The following is a 21,406-nucleotide window of genomic DNA, read 5'->3' on the forward strand; positions in this document are numbered from 1 at the left end:
ATGACTAGACCTAGACCAGTCGCACTAATCATCTTAGACGGCTTCGGACTCCGCGATGAGAAGGAGAACAATGCCGTAGCACAAGCACATAAGCCGAACTTCGACCGCTATTGGAATGAGTATCCTCACACCACCTTAACGGCATACGGCGAAGCCGTCGGTCTGCCGGATGGGCAGATGGGCAACTCGGAAGTTGGACACCTGAATATCGGCGCGGGCCGGATCGTCTACCAGGATCTGACGAGGATCACGAAGTCGATTCGCGACGGCGAGTTTGAGAACAATGAAACGCTGCTTGGCGCCATCCAACATGCCAAATCGAAGGGCAAGAAGCTTCATCTTGCCGGCCTCGTATCCGACGGCGGCGTGCACAGCCATATCAGCCACCTCTATGCCCTTCTGGATCTGTGCAAGAAGCAGAACTTCTACGATGTCTATGTCCATGCCTTCCTCGATGGGCGGGACGTAGCTCCGGACTCCGCGAGAAAATATGTGGAAGAATTGACGAACTACATGAAGGATCTGGGAGTCGGGCAATTGGCTACGGTCCAAGGCCGCTACTATGCGATGGACCGAGATAAGCGCTGGGATCGCGTAGAGAAGTCCTACCGGGCGATGGTTTACGGCGAAGGTCCGCAGGCGCAAGACCCGCTGAAGGCGATCGAGGATTCCTATGCCCAAGAAGTCTATGACGAGTTCGTCGTGCCGACAGTGATCGTCAAGGAAGACGGCAAGCCGGTGGCAACCGTTGAATCCGAGGATTCGATCATCTTCTTCAACTTCCGTCCGGACCGGGCGATCCAGCTGTCCCTCGTGTTCACGAACGAAGACTTCCGCGAGTTCGACCGCGGGCCTGGCCGTCCGACGAATCTGTTCTTCGTGTGCATGACGCTCTTCAGCGAGAGTGTCGGCGGGTACGTTGCATACAAGCCCAAAAATCTGGATAATACTTTAGGGGAAGTCATCGCGCAGCATGGGCTCAAACAGCTCAGAATCGCTGAGACGGAGAAGTATCCGCACGTGACCTTCTTCTTCAGCGGCGGACGCGATGTGGAACTCCCTGGGGAGACGCGCGTTCTGATCAATTCTCCGAAGGTCGCAACTTACGACCTGAAACCGGAGATGAGCGCCTATGAAGTGGCGGATGCCTGCGTGAAGGAGATCGAGGAAGACCGTCATGATGTGATCATCTTGAACTTCGCTAACCCGGATATGGTCGGTCATTCCGGCAAGCTGGAACCGACGATCAAAGCGGTTGAAGCGACGGATGCCTCCCTTGGCAAAGTCGTTGAGGCGGTCCTCGCTAAGGGCGGAGTTGCTGTGATCATCGCTGACCACGGCAATGCCGAGATGATGCTCGATGAACAGGGACGTCCGCATACCGCGCATACGATCAATCCGGTGCCGTTCATCGTCACGGATAAGAATGTTAAACTGCGCGAAGGCGGTATCCTGGCGGATGTGGCGCCGACGATCCTGAAGCTGATGAACATTCCGCAGCCGAAAGAGATGACGGGTAAGACGATCATCGTCGATTAATCGCCGCTGATCATGCTGCATCTTGACTAAGCTGTGTTTGCCCAAGGATACATGAACATTGTGCTTGTTAAGCGCTGCTGCTTAACAAGCACAATTCATGAATATATAAGTAAAGATGAATAGGAGTGTGGATCTAATATGACAATCATTGCTGATGTCTATGCACGCGAAGTGCTTGACTCCCGCGGCAACCCAACAGTAGAAGTAGACGTGCTGTTGGAATCCGGTGCACAAGGCCGTGCCATCGTTCCTTCCGGCGCTTCGACAGGTGCATATGAAGCTGTTGAACTTCGCGACGGCGATAAGAGCCGTTATCTGGGTAAGGGTGTACTTAATGCGGTTAAGAATGTGAACGAAATCATCGCGCCTGAGATCATCGGTTGGGATGCCCTTGATCAAGTCGGTATCGACAAGAAGATGATCGAACTGGACGGCACTCCGAACAAAGGCAAACTCGGTGCGAACGCGATCCTCGCGGTATCGATGGCCGTAGCTCGGGCGGCTGCTGACGCCATTGGCGTACCTCTATATGTCTACCTTGGCGGCTTCAATGCGAAGACCCTGCCTGTGCCGATGATGAATATCCTGAACGGCGGCGCGCATGCGGATAACAACGTGGACATTCAGGAGTTCATGGTTCTGCCTGTAGGTGCAAAGACCTTCACCGAAGCTCTGCGCATGGGTGCTGAGATCTTCCATAACCTGAAGGCAGTTCTGCAAGGCAAGGGCTTGAATACGGCAGTAGGCGACGAAGGCGGCTTCGCTCCGAACCTCGGTTCGAACGAAGAAGCACTGGCTACGATCATCGAAGCGATCGAGAAAGCCGGCTACAAACCAGGCGAAGACGTCATGCTGGGTATGGACGTTGCATCCACTGAGTTCTTCAAGGATGGCAAGTACCATCTGGAAGGCGAAGGCAAGACCTTCACATCGGCGGAGTTCGTAGACTTCCTGGCTGATCTTGTGGAGAAGTATCCGATCATCTCGATCGAAGACGGCTGTGCAGAGGACGACTGGGAAGGATGGAAACTGCTCACTGATCGTCTCGGCGACAAGGTACAGCTCGTCGGCGATGACCTGTTCGTAACGAACACAGCTCGTCTGTCCGAAGGCATCGAGAAGGGCGTGGGCAACTCGATCCTGATCAAGGTGAATCAGATCGGTACGCTGACGGAGACCTTCGATGCGATTGAGATGGCGAAGCGCGCAGGTTACACGGCGGTGATCTCCCACCGTTCCGGTGAGAGCGAAGACAGCACAATCGCTGACATCGCTGTGGCAACCAATGCCGGCCAGATCAAGACCGGTGCTCCTTCCCGTACAGACCGCGTAGCGAAGTACAATCAGCTGCTCCGCATCGAGGACGAGCTGGGCGATATCGCTCTGTATGGCGGTCGTGATGCATTCTACAACCTGAACAAGTAATCGCAAGGCTAAGCCCTCTGGGGATTCCCTCGGAGGGCTTTTGCTGTGCAGTCATTTGATATACAAATGAACAGAATGAATCGCGGCAAAGGTAAAGCCATTTATTGTTGCGCATATCGTGGAAGTTATGCTACAATACAAATGTTGTCCGTATAGATGGTTTGGGAGGTTTTTTGAGTGGCTATCGCAGTTAAGATCCTTTTGGTGATCGTTTCCTTAGGGTTAATATTGACCGTATTACTGCAACAAGGTAAGAGTGCCGGTCTGTCCGGTGCGATCAGCGGCGGTGCTGAGCACTTGTTCGGGAAACAGAAAGCTCGCGGATTAGATCTTCTTCTGCATCGTACGACGATTGTGCTTGGTGTTTTATTCGTCGTGTTATGCGTTGCCGCGACGTTCATATCGGGTTAAGAATTCATACCAGGTTAAGAAGACTTATGATTGGTTTTGCTGTGAAACGTTCATACTAAACGGCAGGATGAGCTTCCTGTCGTTTTTTTTGTACATGATCCCGGTGGAAGAAGGTGGTGTTATGACTCAAGGTTGGAAATCAACGCAATCATTCTATCTGGAAGGGATCGGGGAGAAGAAACGGACTTGTCTGCTTCTGATCCATGGTTTTACCGGTAATCCGGGGGATTTCCGCAGGTTGGGCAGCTGCTTGCATGGTGCGGGATATACGGTGCTGGCGATTCGCTTGCCCGGCCACGGTACGACTCCCGAGGAGATGCAGAGGACGCGCTGGGAAGATTGGTGGCAGCATACGCTCCTTAGTTATGATCTGCTGGCTAAGACGGTACCGGATGCAGAGATCATACCCATCGGCTATTCCATGGGCGGGCTGCTGGCGATGAAGTTGTCTTTGGTGCGGCAGACGGAAGGTGTCGTCAGTCTGGCGGCGCCGATCGAACTTATGGATCGCAGGATTCGTTACGCGGGATTGGTGAAGTATGTCAAACCATATATTCACAAACAGCCTGCGATATGCGATTATCTAGTAATAGAGAGAGGCGCCTATTCTAAAACACCGCTTGCTTGCGTCGAAAGCTTGTACAAGCATATCCAGATCATGAAACGGCAGCTGTCCTATGTGACGGCTCCGATCTTCATCGGACAAGGTCTGCGTGATGCTACGGTTAAACCGATCAGTGCAGCATATATTGAGCGCCATGTGTCTTCTAGACATAAGGTGGTGCGATACTATCCGGAGACGACCCATGCGATCTTGGCGGATCGAAGCCGGGATGAAGTCTATGCTGATGTGCTTCGTTTCGTAGAGCATCTTCACACTGGCAAAGAACTGGACCGTACAGCTTCTGTCGATAACAGCGGTATGGTGATGGCCGACGGCTCAGATGTGATCCTGGAACCGACTCTCGTCTGATGCCGAACAGGTCCGGATCTCAGGATAGGATGGATCCTAGTTATGGTGGATATAAAGGGGTGATCATCATCGTTACGGAAGAGCAAATACTGGAATTTATGCGGGAAAAGGCATATAAGCCGATGACTTATCAGGAGTTGGAGAAGCATTTTAACATAGAGGGAGCGCAAGCGTTCAAGGAGTTCCTGAAGCTGTTGAATGATCTGGAGCAGCGCGGAGAAATCCTGCGCACAAGATCCGGGGATCGATACGGCGTACCGGAACGGATGAATCTGCTGCGAGGCCGGCTGCAGACGCATCCGAAGGGGTTTGGTTTCCTCATCCCGGATGATCGGGATCATCCGGATGTCTACATTCATGCTAATGATATGTTAGGTGCGATGAATGGGGATACGGTGCTGGTCAGGATAACCTCGAAGGGCAGCGTCGGCGGCAAGCTGGAAGGGGAAGTCGTACGCATCCTGAAGAGGGCAAATACTGAAGTAGTCGGCACCTTCGAACATTATGGGAGTTATGGCTTCGTGATCGCTGATGACAAGCGGATCGTCAAGGATATCTTCGTGCCGCAGGAAGCGATCAACGGCGCCGTGGACGGTCAGAAGGTCGTCGTCCGCATCGTACAATATCCGGAGGGAAGGTCGCTTGCGCAAGGTGAAGTGATCGAGATCCTCGGTCATAAGAACGACCCCGGCGTCGATATCCTGTCGATTATTCGCAAGCACGGATTGCCGGAAGCGTTTCCGCCGGATGTGTTGGAAGAGGCGGAACAGATTCCGGATGCGATCAGCGAGGAGGAACTGGCCGGCAGGCGGGATCTAAGGGATAAGCGCATCGTCACCATCGACGGGGAAGATGCGAAGGACTTGGACGATGCGGTCCATGTGGAGCGCCTGCCGAACGGCGGATACCGATTGGGCGTTCATATCGCGGACGTGGGTTATTATGTTCGGGAGAATTCGCGGCTTGACCAAGAAGCTTATAACCGCGGCTGCAGCGTCTACCTGGTAGACCGAGTGATCCCGATGCTGCCGCACCGCTTGTCGAACGGGATCTGCAGTTTGAACCCCAGGGTGGATCGCTTGACGCTGACCTGTGAGATGGAGTTTGATGAGAAGGCACGGCTGGTCAAACATGACATCTACACCAGCGTCATCCGCACGGTGGAGAGGATGACCTATACGAATGTGCGCAAGATCCTGGTGGATGAAGATCCGGAAGTGATGGAGCAGTATGAGGAGGATCTGGTCGAGGATTTCCGCACCATGGAGGAGCTGGCTCTGAAACTGCGCGCAGCGCGCATGGCTCGAGGCGCGATCGACTTCGATTTCCAAGAGTCGAAGGTCATCGTGGATGAGAACGGCAAGCCAATCGACATCGTGAAGCGGGAGCGGACCATCGCTGAACAGATCATTGAGGAGTTCATGCTGGCGGCCAATGAGACGGTGGCGGAACATTTCTTCTGGCTGAGGGTGCCGTTCATCTATCGGATCCACGAAGATCCGGACAGCGAGAAGATGATGTATTTTATGCAGTTTATTAACAACTTCGGCTATGTCGTGCGCGGCAAGGGCAACCGCGTCCATCCGCGGGCGCTGCAATCGCTGCTGGAGGAGATTAAGGGGACGCGCGAGGAAACGGTGATCAGCACGATGATGCTGCGTTCGATGAAGCAGGCGAAGTACGATTCAGAGAGCCGCGGCCACTTCGGTCTGTCGGCGGAATTCTACACGCACTTCACCTCGCCGATCCGCCGTTATCCCGACCTCGTCATCCACCGCATCATCCGTGAGGTGATCGAAAACGGCGGACAGCTCAGCGATGCCCGGGAGGAATATCTGGCGAGCCGCATCCAGGATATCGCGGATCATTCCAGCGAGCGCGAACGCATCGCTGTGGAAGCAGAGCGGGATACGGAAGCGCTGAAGAAAGCGGAATTCATGCTGGATAAGGTCGGTGAAGAGTTCCAGGGCATCATCAGCAGCGTGACGAGCTTCGGCATGTTCGTCGAACTGGACAACACCGTGGAAGGGCTGATTCGTCTCAGCTATCTCACGGATGATTACTACCATTTCCACGAGATGCAGATGGCGCTGATCGGAGAACGTACATCCAAGATCTATCGCATCGGCGATGAAGTTCGTGTACGCGTCGCTCGTGTGAACATGGATGACCATACCATCGACTTCGAATTGGTTGAGGCTCAGCCGCGGCACGATGAGCCCCGGGTGATCTATGCCAAGAAGAAAGGCCGCTACAGCGGGGACGTTGGCAGATCACGCGGCGGCGGCAAGTCCGGCCGCGGGTCCGGCGGAAGCAGTTCGGCCGATGCGGATGACGGCGTGGACTTCTGGGGCTTCCGAAGCGGCGGCAAACGCGGCAAAGCCGGTGCCGGTGGAAGCAAGCTGGGCAAGGCGAAGACGGCCAAATCGAAGAATCCGAAGGCCGCGAAATCGTCCAGCCGCACCGGGAAGGCGAAGGCCGGCGGCAAAGCGGCGGGCAAGAAGGCGAAGAAGAAGTAGCGGAACGGTCGTCGCAGGAGCCGAATCTGCGGATGCTGCGCGTGTATGACAGCAGCGAGTGTAGAGCTGCAGCTGGATCATCGGGCGGGGTCCGAAGGGATGCCCGCCTGGTTTGTGCGGTGCGTTGGCTGCGGTGAAGGTTGACGGATGTTGATGAGTGTTGATGTGTGTTGACGTATGTTGATATGTGTTAATATGTGTTGATATGTGTTAATATGTGTTGATATGTGTTGATATGTGTTAATATGTGTTGATGGATTTTGACTTATTTTTCGTATAAAAGGGATCAGCGGGATGAGGGGTTGAGTGGTTTTATACGAACTTTCGTATAAAATCGCCCTGTCGGATGGTGTTTTGAAGGATTTTGTCCTAAATTTTGTATAAAACATTGGTTTTGGGAGAAGCGGCGCATCATTTTATCCTATAATTCGTATAAAATGATGTGTTCGGCGGAAAAGGGACGGGGTTTTGACCTAAAAGTCGTATAAGAACAGACCATGGACCGCGCGTTGATCCTGCTTCCTTTCGGTTGCATGGTGATGCGGAAGTGCTTAGAGTATCAAGGGTTTAGAAGGGATTGCCCCCTTGATTTCATGCGATGAACTTGATACAATCAACTGTACTCGGGTTTTAGGATGATGCTGATCCTGACCCGTATGGCCAGCGTTCGATCGTCGGGCTTGAGTAATGAAGGATGGGACAGGAAGGAAGTGAAGGCATCATGGGTAAGAAGCATGACGGCAAGGTTCTAGTCCAGAATAAGCGGGCGAATTTTGACTATTACATCGAAGAAACCTATGAAGCTGGCATCGTCTTAAAGGGTACGGAGATCAAATCGCTTCGCAACGGCAGAGCGAATATGACCGATAGTTTCGCTACCATTCGCAATGGGGAAGCCTTCCTTCATAACATGCATATCAGTCCCTTCGAACAGGGGAATCGCTTCAACCCGACCGACCCGACCAGACCGCGCAAACTTCTGCTGAAGAAGGCCGAGATTCGGAAGCTGATCGGAGCTTCGAAACAACAAGGCTATACATTGGTGCCGATCAAGGTATATCTGAAGAACGGCTTTGCGAAAGTGCTGATCGGACTAGGCCGCGGTAAGAAGCTGTATGATAAGCGCGAAGTTGCGGCGAAACGAGATGCAGAGCGTCAGATTCAGCGGGCGCTTAGAGAGAGGCAGAAGATCGCCAGATAACGGCTTAGGGCTGGTGTTGCGTTGTCGACGGCAAACTGCCATCTCACGCCTGCATTGCCATGAACCTTTGCACATCAAGAGATCTAGATATGATATAATATATATAGATTTAATATGGTTGAATGTTTGCTGTATTAAGCTCTAATCCCCAGTTGACTGCGTTGGCAGTCGGAGGATGACGCCGCTTAATCGTCGTTAATATGAACGCGGGGGCGTTTATGGATTCGACGGGGGTAGTTCGAGCATGAGCAGCGGGTAGTGGGGCAGCGTCCACTATAAAACGCGAAGCCAAGTTTAAATGGCAAACAACAACCTTCTTACGCTTTAGCAGCCTAAGAAACTGCTGGCGTGCTCCTGCCCGGCATCGCCCACGTGCTGGGACAGGGGCTCACCCCAGTGGGCTACGCAGTCTGACCTCCGCCTGTGGTCGACTGAAGAAGACAATCAGGCTAGCCTGGTGAGCAGCGGGTGACTTGGCAGCTCGCTAGGTGAACCATCCTCAAGTCACTACACCCGTAGAAACTCATGTGTTCGTTATCTCCGGACAGGGGTTCGACTCCCCTCGCCTCCACCAATACCATCAGAAAAGAGATCGTGTTAGGTCTCTTTTTTGCATTTTCGGTATGCGTGGTAGTTAGAAAACCGCGTTATTACTGGATTTTTTGCTTATCTGACTTCGAATACGAAAAATTTCTGATAGTGTACATGCTGGCACCTCAACAAATAATGGAGGTTGAGTACCATTCAACGGTAAGTGAAGGGTTTTTATGAAAACATGAAGAATAACAAATCGACATGATACGATAGGGACAATATTGAACCCAGCAGATTGTATTGGATTTCGAAAATTGAAGTGTATAATGAATACCTTGAAGCAAGATAATTCACAAAAAGGATCGAACACCATGAACTGAACTTATCGTTTAATAATTTAGCAACCTTCACCAGACCTATATATAACTTAGAGTAAATCAATGACCACCGAGACCAATAATGATACAATAAAAATGACAGGTTAGACAAACAAGGGTGATAGACGATGAATATTCAAAAACAGCAAATTTTGGTGCAAAGAATTGAAAAACCACTGGCTCGGCCAATTTTAAAGTGGGCGGGCGGGAAACAACAACTGTGGGATGAAATCGTTAGGCATATTCCCAACCATTTTAATAAGTATATTGAGCCATTTATGGGAGGAGGCGCTATCTTTTTCGGCTTGCAACCTGATCGCGCAGTTCTTTCTGATACTAACCCGGAATTGATGACGCTTTATGAAGTTGTCAGAGATAATGTTGATGATTTAATTAGAGAGCTTAAAGAATATGTAAACGATGAAGATTTTTACTACTACGTTAGACAGCAAAATCCGGAAAAGTTAAGTAAGGTTCAACGTGCGGCAAGGATGCTTTTCCTTAATAAGACATGTTACAACGGGTTATACAGGGTTAATAAAAAAGGACAGTTTAACGTTCCATTCGGAAAGTACAAAAATCCAACAATATGTGATGAAGAGGCACTAAGATCTGCCAGTTCGGCTTTACAAGGAAAATTACTGGTATGCGGAGATTACATAGAGGTTCTTAATCGGTATGCTGAACCGGAGGATTTGATTTACCTTGACCCTCCTTATCTCCCGATATCCACCTATTCAGACTTCAAACGATATACGAAGGAGTTCTTCTATGAGGAAGATCATGTTAAACTGGCAAACGAAGTTCATCGATTATATGAGTTAGGGTGCACGGTTATTTTGACGAATTCTAATCACCCTCTTGTTTATGAACTTTATCGTGATTATAAGATAGAAGTTCATAAAACGAAGAGGTACATCAATTCTATTGCAAGTAAACGAAATGGACAGGATGTAATTGTGCTGGCACAACCCCGGCGTCGAAGTTTCAAAATAGTCAAGCCGGAAACACCGAATAATCAACTTGATCGTTTTCCAGGAACCCGGTATATGGGAAGTAAATATAATCTGTTGGATAGCATTTGGGATATTGCTAAACAATTTAGATTTGAATCCGTACTAGATGCTTTTAGCGGTAGCGGAGTAGTAAGCTATATGTTTAAAACAAAAGGAAAAACGGTCTATTCCAATGATTTTATGACTTTTGCCGCGAATATAACTAAAGCACTTGTTGAGAATAATTCAGTTACACTTACCAAAGAAGATGTTGACTATCTCCTAGAACCCGGGGATGGTAATGGTTTCATTTATAACACGTTTAAAGGTTTATATTTTAGTGACGAAGAGAATATTTTCCTCGATGATGTAAGAGCCAGAATTGATAAACTTCAATGTCCATACAAAAAAGCTTTGGCGATATCAGCTTTATGTCGTGCCTGTTTGAAAAGGAGACCCAGAGGAGTTTTTACGTACGTCGGTTATCGTTATGATGATGGGCGTAAAGATTTGCAAATGAACCTCATGGAACATTTTGTTGAATCTGTTAAGGCTTTTAACGATGCGGTTTTTGATAATGGAAAAATCAACATTTCAATAAATAAAGATACAATGGAATTAAGACGTCGTGCAGACTTGGTATACATTGATCCGCCATACTATAGTCCTTTGAGCGACAATGAATACACAAGACGTTATCACTTTGTAGAGGGACTGGCCAGAAACTGGAATGGGCTTGAAATACAGTGGGATACAAAAACAAGGAAATTCAAAAAGTATCCAACTCCTTTTGGAAGTAAAGTAGGTGCATATGATGCTTTTGACAAACTTTTTGCAAAACACAAAGATAGCATTATAATGGTGTCTTACTCATCGAACGCCTATCCAACAATGGAAGAAATGATAGAGTTATTATGCAAATATAAAGATAAAGTTGAAGTCAACCAGATCGATCATAGATACTCATTCGGAAATCAGGGACACAAAGTTGATGACAATCACAATGAAGTACAAGAGTATATTTTTGTGGGTTACTAAAAGTTGAGGTGTCAAAATGAATTCTCCTTGGCATTTCGGCAATACTACCGTAAGAAATCCTATGAGGATTAGAGATGGTCTGGCAGTTCTAAAGAATCCAACATTAAATGGACATCTTATTGGAAAAGAGCAGGAAAGTCTATTAGCTTATGAGCTTGATAAGGCTGGAGTTATTAACCTGGGCCAAACCGATCCTGATTTTATGGGACGAAAATGGCGTTCTTGTTTCTCTCAATTGGGATTTATTACACATAAATTCACGAGGAACTTAAACCCTGGTGAAAAAGACCCGATAATAATAGAGGTCATTAAAGATCACCCTGAACTTGGTTTGACTGGGCAACCTTATCAATTGACACCAAGTGGTCTAAGGATGATTGAAGCGGAAACTGTTCAGGAACAACAGGAATGTATGCTTCGAGCATTATTAGCTTATGAGATTCCTTCATTAATTGAGCCCAATAACGGCGAATATTCCTTTAATCCTTTTATCTTTATACTTCAAGTTCTGAAAAAATTAAGCGCGGTAGAAAATCCAAGGGGCTTATCTAGTGTTGAAATGGGGATAGTCCAATCATATCGAGATCATTCGAAGGTTGATCAAGTTGTACAGGAAATTCTTAACTTTAGAGCCGAACGTGATGCGGCTATTGGTCGAGTAGCAAGAAGAAAAATAGATAATCAATTACTTGAAAAACTTGCCAATGCCGCAGGATTAAAGAGAGGTTCTATTAAGGATTACACGGATGTTAATTTTCGATATCCTCGATTAACCGGATTAGTTTCTTTGAAAGATAAAAGGTTAGTATTAAATGAAAAGAAACTGCCTGTGATTGATGCCATTCTAGCTGGTGGCCCTAAAATATATGGTAAGGAGAATCATCATAAATATCTTCTGCGTCTTTGGAAAGGCGCTGAACTTCCGACTGATAACGAAGCAACTGCAAGAGAAGAAATTTTACGATTTAAACACTTACTAATTGATTCAGGTGTCCAACCAGAGTTAATTCCGTTAATTCCTGATACTCAAGATGTTGCAGAATTAAACCAAATTCGCTTGCGTCTTGAGGTGTTATATCAGCAGGTTCTTGAGAAAAAATTTGCCTCCGAACAAAATGCTGATGAGCAAGTAAAGGAAATCGTAGCATATTTAAAGAGCATCGATAGGCAACCAATTGATGATGCATATGACATTGAGATCGATGACGAACCGGCATATTTAGAATGGGCAGTCTGGAGAGCGTTCTTGGCAATTAACCAGTTGGTTAATAAGCCCCATGAAGCACGTAGATTTAGGGTTGATCAAGATTTTTTTCCGCTTGGATGTGCCCCAGGTAATGGGCCTGACATGATTTTTGAATTTGAAGATTATGTTCTTGTAGTTGAAGTTACTTTAACAAGTTCCTCAAGACAAGAAGCGGCAGAAGGAGAGCCGGTTCGCAGGCATGTTGCGAAAGAAAAAGCTAATGTTAATGCAACGACAGGCAAACCTGTTTATGGGCTGTTTTTAGCTCGAACTATAGATAACAATACTGCTGAAACTTTCCGAATTGGCGTTTGGTATAATGGAGATGAGCCTGATTTTATTAATATTGTTCCTATAACACTTAAGCAATTTATTCTAATGATGGAGAAATTTCTTACCAAACGTTTTGACAATAGGGAGTTTAGACGAGTGTTGGATAGTTGTCTTATACCGAGGAATGCACATGCCCCTGCATGGAAAAGAGAAATTCAAAAAGTTGTAGAACAATTCCTTGTAGGTTAATGCCAGATAATGAGAAAGGGACTTTTCATCGTTAAGTCTTTGTGGTATAAATGAAATTAAATTATAAGCAGGTTTATCCATCAGCATTGCTGAATGTATAAATAAAAAACAATCATTGGTGCAAAGCATGCCCGAATCCCGTGTTCAGGCGTGCTTTTTGTTTTGGAGGCGAAAGAACTATGAAAAGTGTAATATCTTATCCGCATCGTGGAAAATGGGGAGATGCAAATTATAGAGGTAACTGTTCCGGTTATGTTATTAAAGAATTATTGGAGTATTTTAAGCCTCGTACATTTCTTGAAGTTTTTGCAGGTGGTGGAACGGGTTATGATGTAGCAAGGGAATTGGGTTACACTGACTCCGTACACTTAGACTTAAATCCTCGTTGGGGTGGTTGGAATGCTTTAAAAGATGCAGTGCCAGTCAGCGTTGATTTTATCTTTTGCCATCCACCCTATTTTGACATCATAATTTATTCGGGTGAAGTTTGGGGGGAGGCTCACAAGGATGATTTATCACGGGCTCGTGATTATAAAGATTACATTGAAAAGTTGAACTTTGTTCATAAAAAACTATTCCGAAGTTTGAACAGAGGAGGGAGACTGGCAATTTTAATAGGAGATTGTAGGAAAAATGGGGTATATTATTCGATAATTAAAGATATGGACTATTTTGGAACACTGGAGTCGCACATTATTAAGATACAGCACAATGTCAAATCCAAAAAGATTAAGTATCATGGCTCGTTTATTCCAATTATACATGAACATTTACTCATTTTTCGAAAAAGCTGACTCATTTCAAGTTCAGGCAACAAAGCATTTCATTTTATGAACTATGTTCAAAGTGGAGTGCAACTTTAGGGTTTTAATTATATTCCTGCATTCGTATGAAACACAAAAGAAACGAATTGGGAGTGATTCGTCGATTCTCCAGTCACTTTCCCGCTCCTCCTTGCCAAACCGCTGATTTTGCCGGGAATCTAAATAAAAAAACAGAGCGGTTGGCAAGCAATCTGCCAACAGCCCTGCATCCACATCCTATATATCCGCAAAAATCGAAAAATGTAACGACCATCAACGGATATCATCCGATTACTCTGGCACTCTTGCACCCGCTTCAACCAATAATCGCAATATCTCGTCGCTGTATGTCATTTTTGCAAGCTGAACGCCTTTGTTCGGATCGGCACCAGCCTTCAGCAAAAGTTTCACGATCTCTGTCTAATGAAACATCACTGCCGATTGCAGTCCTTGATTGACATCACCGCCGCCGCTGATAAGCAACTTCACTGCATCCAGATCACCTTTCTCGATGGCCGCGTGCAAGGCATAAAAATCTTTCGCGGGATCGGCACCGGCGTCGATCAGCAATTGAATGACATCAGCCGGTTGCTTGCTGTAGACAACAGCGAGGTTGAGAGGCGTCATCTCGGCATCGCTCAGTTTGCCGTGTGCATTCGGGTCTGCGCCGTACTTCAACAGAAGTTTCACCATGTCGATATCGTCGTTCATCAAGGCGATGTTGAGCGACGTCAGCGATCTGCCTTCGTATGCATCCGGGTCAGCGCCCTTCTTCAGCATGCGCTCCACCGCTTTGATATCTCCTTTCTCCACTGCGGCGGCTAGACGTGTCTCTTTCGGATTGAATTCGTTGTAAACGAGAACCGCACAAACGGCAATTGCGGAAATCCAAAGCAAAGCTTTTATCCATTTCATGCTGATATCACCCCGGTATAATTAGTAGCCGCCAAAACGCCTGAATTGATCTTCAAAGCGGATGGCCAGCGCATGTTTAAAATGCTTCATTGCGTTTATGTCATGTATCGAATCCACAAAAAGATGAACAATGCAATGAAACCGATCAGCGCGGCGGACAACGCCCATCTGCGGATGTTTCTGATCGGCGGCTTGCGTTTTCTGTTCATATCCCGTATCAACTGCACCTGCTCGTACAAAAATTCGATATGCGAAGCCGTTCTCGTATGCAATCCTTTGGCCCGATCCAGTTCGTCCAGTATTTCGTTCATGACTTTCACGTTTTGCGCGTGATACACCGCCAGCGTCAGCACCAGTTTGATTGTCGTCTGCTGGGTTTGGGACAAGTCACGCATCAGCGAAATCATTTCCCGATTCGTGGAGCCGGTAATGGAACCCCACACCCGGCCAAGAAAGAGGCGTTGAAAACATCAAGAAAGGGGATTGTTGCTATGAATGTGGTAACGTATCTGCGAGTCTCGTCGGAAAAACAAGCCGAGCGTGAACTATCCATCCCCGCTCAACGGGAAGCATTGCAACGGTATGCAGAAGAACGCGGATGGAACATCGTCGGCGAATATGTTGACGAAGCGAAATCAGCAAAGACTGCCGAGAACCGTGATGCTTTCCAGAGGATGATCGACAACGCTCAACAACCAGACAAAATATTCGAAGCAGTGCTGGTACACAAATTCGACCGTTTCAGCCGTAACCGTGCGGATCATGTCTTTTATAAAGCATTGCTCAAAAAACATGGGGTCGTTGTCCTTTCGGCAACTGAACCAACCGACCCGGATACGCCGCACGGTGTTCTGCTGGAAGGAATGCTTGAGGTACTAAGCGAGTTTTACAATGTCAATTTGAAGTTTGAAACGCTCAAAGGATTGCGTGAAAATGCGGAGCAAGGATTTCATTGCGGAGGCCGTGCTCCGCTGGGATACAGAAGAATGAAGATTGGAAAGAAGGTGACTTTTGAACTTGGCCCGGACGATGAAATCAGGATGATCCGGCGAATGTTTGCGCTGGCGGCGCAAGGTTACGGCGGAAAGAGATCGTCCGCACGTTGAGAGAAGAAGGGTATCCGGCGGAAAAATTGGTCCCTTCGACGGTGTTGTCACTGCTCGCCAATCCGGTGTATCTGGGACAACGCGTCTGGAATAGAAAGAACGATAGGGGAGGCAAGAACCCGCCGGACGAATGGGTTGTAGCCCCAGATGCTCATCCGGCTATCATTGATGAAGAGACGTGGTTGGCCGCACAGGCTCAATTGAGTACGAGAAAAGTGAAGAGGTAATGTAGCGGGTGTGAAAGAAATAATCGCACCTGCTTTTTTCATGTTTGCTCGCAGGCATTCCATCAACGGGATGCCTGCTTTTTTTATGCTCAAAAACCATCATACAAGGAGGATTTTTCGATGAAAGTAGTCAGTTATGTTCGTGTATCTTCGGATCGTCAGGCGGAAAAGGAACTCAGCATCCCAGCGCAATTGAAGGCAATTCAACAGTTTTGCCAGGATCGTGGATGGATCATCGTTCGTGAGTACATTGAAAGAGGCAAGTCAGCGAAAACGGAGACCGCCCCGAATTTCAAAAGATGATTGCGATGGCACGCCGTCCCAACCGCAATTTCGATGCCATTGTGGTTCACAAATTCGACCGGTTTGCTCGAAATCGGGATCATCATGTTTTCTACAAGTATTTACTTGCTCAATGCGGAGTTAAAGTCATTTCCGTGACAGAGCAGACCGAAGCGGAGACGCCTCATGACAAATTGCTTGAAGGCATCCTTGAAGTTGCGTCAGAGTTTTTCAATGCCAATCTTGCGGCAGAAGTCCGGAAGGGCATGGCTCAGAATGCAAAGCAAGGTTTTAACAACGGCGGCACGCCGCCTTATGGCTATCGTACAGAGCATATTGCCCTCGGTAATCAGCGAACAAAAGCGGTATGGGTGCTTGGACCGCGAGAAGAAGTGGACATTGTACGATGGATATTTCATCAATACGCTTATGAAAATAAAGGCTATCGCAAAAATGCTTCCGAGTTGAATGAGAAAGGTATTTCGGCACAGAAAGGCGGAAAATGGTCGGCCTCGACCATAAGAGCGATTATATATAATGAAGCGTATATTGGCCGCCGGTGCTGGAACAAGCAGGATTATCAAACGAAAGGGAAAAAGTGGAGGGATCGTTCCGAGTGGATCATTACGGAAAATGCCCATCCTGCGATCATCACCAAAGAGTTATTTGAATTGTGTCAGGAAAAGGCAAAGTCAAAGTGGAACGGCGGCGGAGAGACACACAAGCCTTTCAAAACAACGGGCACTTCTCCTTTTTGGCTCCGAGGGATTATGGTTTGCGATAAGTGCGGATCACGCATGGTCGGAAATTCCACTTCATCAAAAACCGGAGGACATCGATACTACACTTGCGGCGGTTATTTGAGAAAAGGCAAGGAGTTTTGCACGTATTATGCCTGGAGGAAAGAACGGGTCGAGGAAATTGTGAAAAACAAATTACGGACAACCTTACTACGGCTGTCGATGGACAATCAACTGGAAGAGGAAATAAAATTGTATCACAACGAGAAAAACAAACATATCATCGCTCAAGTTTCAAATCTTGAGGCGGAAATCAATTTTCTGAGGAAACGCATCCAGACAGTGGAGGAAGATATACAAGCAGGCCGCGCGAAACCATACCATCAGGATATGCTGGATGAAATGAATCAGGAGCTGGCCGAGAAAACAGCGGAACATTCAAGGTTATCGCTTCATCTTGAACCATTGCATGTATCTGAAGAATATATTGCCGCTGTGAAGTACGATATTCAGACAATGATCGCATTGTTGGACGCAGACGCGCCCAATCCGTAGATGCTCCACACTCTTGCGGGAAAGTTTATTTCCAACTTGTTCATCCAGAGAGAAACGCGGAAATTGTATCTTACCATTCAATTCAGAAATGGTGATATGATTTTATATGAGAAAACCATCGTTGCTAACTGGGAATGAGTTAAGTTGATATTATGGTCCGGAGGCCTTGGTGGCCTCCAATTCTTTTATCCAGGTTGTGGAGGAATTTATTAGTGAATATAGAATATCAGCTTTAAGACAATTTCCGACAAAATAAAGAGTAAACAAAGGTTACTTTCGGTCAGTCATTGAGTTTTGCTAATCACTCATGATAATGAAGTCAGAAAAGATATGGGAGAAAAGTTATGAGGTGGTGTAAAAAAGAAACAGAAAAGAAGCATACTTACATACTTAATTATTACGCAAGGATATGGCGGAAACTGTCGAAAGTTAACTGAATAATTTAACTATTTGTTTTGGATATCCTTGTTTCACTTAGATAGAAAAAGATGAAATATTATGAAAGAATCAATCCGTGAAAAACAGATACTTGATAGCTTATGTGCAGGTCAGCCTATTACAATAAACAGCCGAGTTTATAATTTAGATAACGATGAAGCGAGAAAATTCTTGGCATATATACGTACTCTTTCTTCAAACATAATAAAACCGCCCTTTAGTAAGGTGAACTGCTCCCTGTCAAGTAGACAGTAGAAATAACAAAAATCGTAATGTCTAGACTCCGTTAATTACGGGGTCCATTTCTTATGCTGCATGTTCAAGCTGCTGACGGTAGGTCATCGGAGGCAGCTTATTTAACCTTTTCTGTCTACGCTTGTAGTTGTAAAAGTGTATGTAGTCCTCAATTGCCTTAGCAAGACTATCGTAATCCTCAAAATGTCCGTTCAGGTAATACATCTCACATTTGAGGATGCCCCAGAAGCCTTCCATCGGACCGTTATCGATGCAGCGACCTGCACGAGACATGCTTTGCGTCATCCCCGCCTTGTCTAATCTCGCTTTAAACTGTTTGCTTGTATATTGAAATCCCCTGTCGCTATGAAAGATGGGACGTGCATCAGGATATCTGGATACAGCTAAGTCAAAGGTGTCGAATACTAGTCGGTTATTATTGCTCTTGCCCATGGCGAAGGAAACGATGCTATTATCCTTCAGATCGAGAATCGCACTGAGGTACATTTTTTCATTGTTGCCATACTTGAATTCCGTGACGTCAGCTAACCATTTCTCATTCAATTTCTCGGCCGTAAAGTCTCGATTCAATAGGTTTTCTGCTGTAACCTCTGGTGTGGAACGCCGGTAATGCGGACGCTTCCTTCGGATCACAGCTTTGATGCCAGCCAAGACGGCAAAGCCGAGTTCATGGTGAAGGTCGCAGATGGAACAAGAGTCTATCTGCCGAAGGAAGACGGTACAATCGATGATCTGACCGATGAACCGGCATACGTAATCGGTGATCCGAATGCAGTCTGGGTAGGAGGTCTGCAAAACCCCGCCAACAATAACGAGATCAATAACACGGCCCTTGGCAGAGTGGCTTCTGGTCCGGAGTACATCGCGGTCTTCAACGGGGAAACCGGCGAGCCGATCGATTATGTTGAATATTTTGCGCCGTATAACATCAACCCGAACTGGGGCGATAACAACAATAACCGCAGTGACCGCTTTAACGCAGCGGTGGCCTATATGCCGAAGAACGGTGAGCCCGGAGCAGAGCCTTATCCGACGGTGATCGAAGTAAGAGGTCATTATGGACCGCACTTCGCAGCCGCTTATCAGCTGATCGATAAGAAGATCGTGAAGATCTGGGAATTCAGACTGGCTGAGTGGAATGCGGGCACGAACCAAGGCAACCACAACCTGCAAGCAGCTGATTTGGACTTTGATGGTTATTATGAAATCGTGCTCGGTGCTCTCGCACTCGATCATGACGGCAGCTTGCTGTGGAGCACGAATGGTACGCGAGGAACTGCTGCTGCTGGACACGGCGACGCGCTGCACGCTGCGGCTATGCTGCCAGACAGCGATGAGATCTTCGTGATGTCGCCGCATGAGCATGGACCGCCGAACAATGTCACCTTGATCCGCGGTTCGACGGGGCAGCCGGTATGGACGTACTCGGCTAATGTCGGCGATGTTGGGCGCGGCATGGCAGCGAATGTTACACCGCTTCCGGGTTATGAAGTCTGGGCATCCAGAACTCCGATGTACAACATCATCACGGGCGAAGTGATCACAACGGACGTAGGCGGCATTGGCGTGATGAACAAGGCGCCGATTAACTTCATCCTGTACTGGGATGGGGACTTGCTGAGCGAGTTCTTCGATGGTCCAGACAACTATGCGACTTCGGAACCGCCGTCGATCACGAAGTTCATGTACGATGTTGCAACAGGGGAAAGCGAACTCGTCACGCTTCAGAGCTTGAGCGGTGCATACTCGAACAACGGAACGAAAGCTAACCCCGGCTTGATCGCGGACATCTTCGGGGACTGGCGTGAGGAGGTATTGGTGCGTACCGCTGACGACAAGCATTTGCGCATCTACACCACAGATATTCCAACGGATCATGTGATCTATACGCTGATGCATGACCCGACATACCGCATGTCGGCCAACTCGCAGAACTCCGCGTACAACCAGCCGACTCACCTCGGATTCTATCTAGGGGAAGATATTCGCGATCAAGTAGAGGCAAGACAGCTTCCGGTATCTAACATATTCTATACAGTGGAGTCAGCAGCCGTATCACCGTCAACCATCTCGATCCGCACGGATCGGGAGATCACCGATGTGTCAGTGACGGTGACGCTGAACGGCCGTACGCTGGAAGCGATCAAGAAAGGTGATACAGTTCTTGCACCGGATACAGATTACGTCCTTGGCGAAGTCGCCGCAGACGGCAAGTTGTCTGTGACGATCAAGAGCGAGTATCTCGCTTCGTTGAAGAATGGCGATGTTCTGACCTTCGTGTTCGACATGGGTCAGTGTGCATCGGTGATCATCAAGTTCGTAGATCCTGCTCCTTATACTCCGCCGACATCTCCGACAAGCCCAGTTACACCAGATGAGGATGAAGATGAAGGGGCTGCGGATGAAGAGGAGCCGGTAACGGATGAAGAGCCTGAGGACCCCGTTTCGGATAAACCGGCTCTACAAGCGACGGTCACGGATGCGGAACGGCTTAAGACGAAGGTGAGAAATGCGCTGTTGGCAGCATCCCCGATCCGCTTTCCGGATGTCACCGAGACGCATTGGGCTTCTAAGGCGATCAAATATGCATCGCAGATCGGGATTGTCCAAGGTGTGCCTTCTGGGGAGTTCAGGGGTACGGATCATGTGACAAGGGCTCAATTTGCAACGATGATAGTTCGCGCGTTGGGCATCGACCCGACAGGTAAAGCAGGTTTCTTCACTGATACAAACGGCCATTGGGCAGAAGCCTGCATTAGTGCACTGCATCAATTGGGAATCGTCCAGGGTACGGACGGAGGCAAGTTCGAGCCTGATCGGGTGATCTCCCGCGCTGAAATGTCCGCTATCCTTGCACGCACATTGGATCTAAGTGCGAGCGATGGACCGAGGTTCACGGACACTTCCGGCCACTGGGCAGCTGAAGCTGTCGATCAGCTGAGCCATGCCGGCATCGTCCTCGGTGTTAGCGAGGGCAGGTTCGCGCCCGATGCAACCGCTACTCGCTATGAGGCGGCTATGATCATCGTGAGGATGCTGGACATCGTCTTGGATCTTGGACTTGATCTATGAACGCATCTAATCGAAGCAATGGTTGATGATATGATCTTGAATAGTGTATAAATACAAGGAGACGGTCGCTTGACCGTCTCCTTATACATATAACTCAGCGGATGATCTGACATGTTCAGAATGGTATAGCTATACTGTTGATTTTACAGCGAAATTCGGATAAAGTTAAGATACAGAACTTGTAATCACAACTTTCAGCATTTGTATAAACTAGTGCTAGAGAACACGTAAAA

15 protein-coding genes, 1 other RNA gene and 3 pseudogenes are annotated in these 21,406 nt (G+C 47.7%); 15 read left to right on the forward strand and 4 right to left on the reverse strand.

All coding sequences use genetic code 11. From position 1 onward, the window contains the following. The 10 genes from gpmI (at position 1) to PRECH8_RS08810 (ending at position 13,574) form a co-directional block, all read left to right on the forward strand. On the forward strand, positions 1–1,539 hold the full coding sequence (gene gpmI, locus PRECH8_RS08765) for a 2,3-bisphosphoglycerate-independent phosphoglycerate mutase (RefSeq protein WP_200966727.1): 1,539 nt from the start codon (positions 1–3) through the stop codon (positions 1,537–1,539). A gap of 138 nt (positions 1,540–1,677) precedes the next feature. Continuing rightward, on the forward strand, positions 1,678–2,964 hold the full coding sequence (gene eno, locus PRECH8_RS08770; RefSeq protein ID WP_200966728.1) for a phosphopyruvate hydratase: 1,287 nt from the start codon (positions 1,678–1,680) through the stop codon (positions 2,962–2,964). A 177-nt stretch (positions 2,965–3,141) separates the two neighbouring features. After that, on the forward strand, positions 3,142–3,375 hold the full coding sequence (gene secG / locus PRECH8_RS08775; protein WP_200966729.1) for a preprotein translocase subunit SecG: 234 nt from the start codon (positions 3,142–3,144) through the stop codon (positions 3,373–3,375). A gap of 121 nt (positions 3,376–3,496) precedes the next feature. Continuing rightward, a complete protein-coding gene (locus PRECH8_RS08780) occupies positions 3,497–4,348 on the forward strand; it encodes an alpha/beta hydrolase (protein WP_200966730.1) in 852 nt (283 codons plus the stop codon). A 68-nt stretch (positions 4,349–4,416) separates the two neighbouring features. Next, positions 4,417–6,867, forward strand: a complete 2,451-nt coding sequence (rnr, locus tag PRECH8_RS08785; protein WP_200966764.1) for a ribonuclease R — start codon at positions 4,417–4,419, stop codon at positions 6,865–6,867. Positions 6,868–7,588: 721 nt separating this feature from the next. Next, positions 7,589–8,068, forward strand: a complete 480-nt coding sequence (smpB, locus tag PRECH8_RS08790; RefSeq protein WP_200966731.1) for an SsrA-binding protein SmpB — start codon at positions 7,589–7,591, stop codon at positions 8,066–8,068. Positions 8,069–8,276: 208 nt separating this feature from the next. After that, positions 8,277–8,642, forward strand: a transfer-messenger RNA (tmRNA) gene (ssrA, locus tag PRECH8_RS08795). A 465-nt stretch (positions 8,643–9,107) separates the two neighbouring features. Further along, complete coding sequence (locus PRECH8_RS08800; protein ID WP_200966732.1) at positions 9,108–11,012, forward strand: Dam family site-specific DNA-(adenine-N6)-methyltransferase; 1,905 nt, start codon at positions 9,108–9,110, stop codon at positions 11,010–11,012. A gap of 61 nt (positions 11,013–11,073) precedes the next feature. Beyond that, on the forward strand, positions 11,074–12,780 hold the full coding sequence (locus tag PRECH8_RS08805) for an AlwI family type II restriction endonuclease (protein ID WP_200966733.1): 1,707 nt from the start codon (positions 11,074–11,076) through the stop codon (positions 12,778–12,780). A 179-nt stretch (positions 12,781–12,959) separates the two neighbouring features. After that, a complete protein-coding gene (locus tag PRECH8_RS08810; RefSeq protein WP_200966734.1) occupies positions 12,960–13,574 on the forward strand; it encodes a DNA modification methylase in 615 nt (204 codons plus the stop codon). 300 nt (positions 13,575–13,874) lie between these two features. Here PRECH8_RS08810 and PRECH8_RS14770 read toward each other — a convergent pair. From PRECH8_RS14770 to PRECH8_RS08820, 3 genes and pseudogenes are all read right to left on the reverse strand, one after another. After that, positions 13,875–14,000: pseudogene (locus PRECH8_RS14770) on the reverse strand (hypothetical protein); the annotation flags it as partial. 3 nt (positions 14,001–14,003) lie between these two features. After that, complete coding sequence (locus PRECH8_RS08815) at positions 14,004–14,498, reverse strand: ankyrin repeat domain-containing protein (RefSeq protein ID WP_200966735.1); 495 nt, start codon at positions 14,496–14,498, stop codon at positions 14,004–14,006. Positions 14,499–14,593: 95 nt separating this feature from the next. Further along, positions 14,594–14,893 (reverse strand): hypothetical protein, encoded by a 300-nt coding sequence (locus PRECH8_RS08820; protein WP_200966736.1) that lies wholly within the window; start codon positions 14,891–14,893, stop codon positions 14,594–14,596. 96 nt (positions 14,894–14,989) lie between these two features. On the opposite strand from PRECH8_RS08820, the gene PRECH8_RS08825 reads away from it, so the two are divergent. The 4 genes and pseudogenes from PRECH8_RS08825 (at position 14,990) to PRECH8_RS14495 (ending at position 17,408) form a co-directional block, all read left to right on the forward strand. Then, positions 14,990–15,604, forward strand: coding sequence for a recombinase family protein (locus PRECH8_RS08825; RefSeq protein WP_242457498.1), 615 nt, complete (start codon positions 14,990–14,992; stop codon positions 15,602–15,604). 26 nt (positions 15,605–15,630) lie between these two features. Then, complete coding sequence (locus PRECH8_RS14485) at positions 15,631–15,831, forward strand: recombinase family protein (RefSeq protein ID WP_242457503.1); 201 nt, start codon at positions 15,631–15,633, stop codon at positions 15,829–15,831. A 120-nt stretch (positions 15,832–15,951) separates the two neighbouring features. Beyond that, positions 15,952–16,745 (forward strand): annotated as a pseudogene (locus PRECH8_RS14490) (recombinase family protein); the annotation flags it as partial. A 165-nt stretch (positions 16,746–16,910) separates the two neighbouring features. Continuing rightward, entirely contained in the window at positions 16,911–17,408 is a 498-nt protein-coding gene (locus PRECH8_RS14495; protein ID WP_242457504.1) for a recombinase zinc ribbon domain-containing protein, read from the forward strand. Between the two features lie 744 nt (positions 17,409–18,152). Here PRECH8_RS14495 and PRECH8_RS08835 read toward each other — a convergent pair. Beyond that, positions 18,153–18,746 (reverse strand): annotated as a pseudogene (locus tag PRECH8_RS08835) (IS3 family transposase); the annotation flags it as partial. A 24-nt stretch (positions 18,747–18,770) separates the two neighbouring features. Here PRECH8_RS08835 and PRECH8_RS08840 point away from each other — a divergent pair. Further along, positions 18,771–21,173 carry a rhamnogalacturonan lyase family protein gene (locus PRECH8_RS08840; RefSeq protein ID WP_371871197.1) on the forward strand — a complete coding sequence of 801 codons (2,403 nt, stop codon included), beginning with the start codon at positions 18,771–18,773 and terminating at the stop codon, positions 21,171–21,173. The last annotated feature ends 233 nt before the right edge of the window (positions 21,174–21,406 follow it).

Source organism: Insulibacter thermoxylanivorax (assembly GCF_015472005.1).
Classification (GTDB): Bacteria; Bacillota; Bacilli; order Paenibacillales; family DA-C8; genus Insulibacter; species Insulibacter thermoxylanivorax.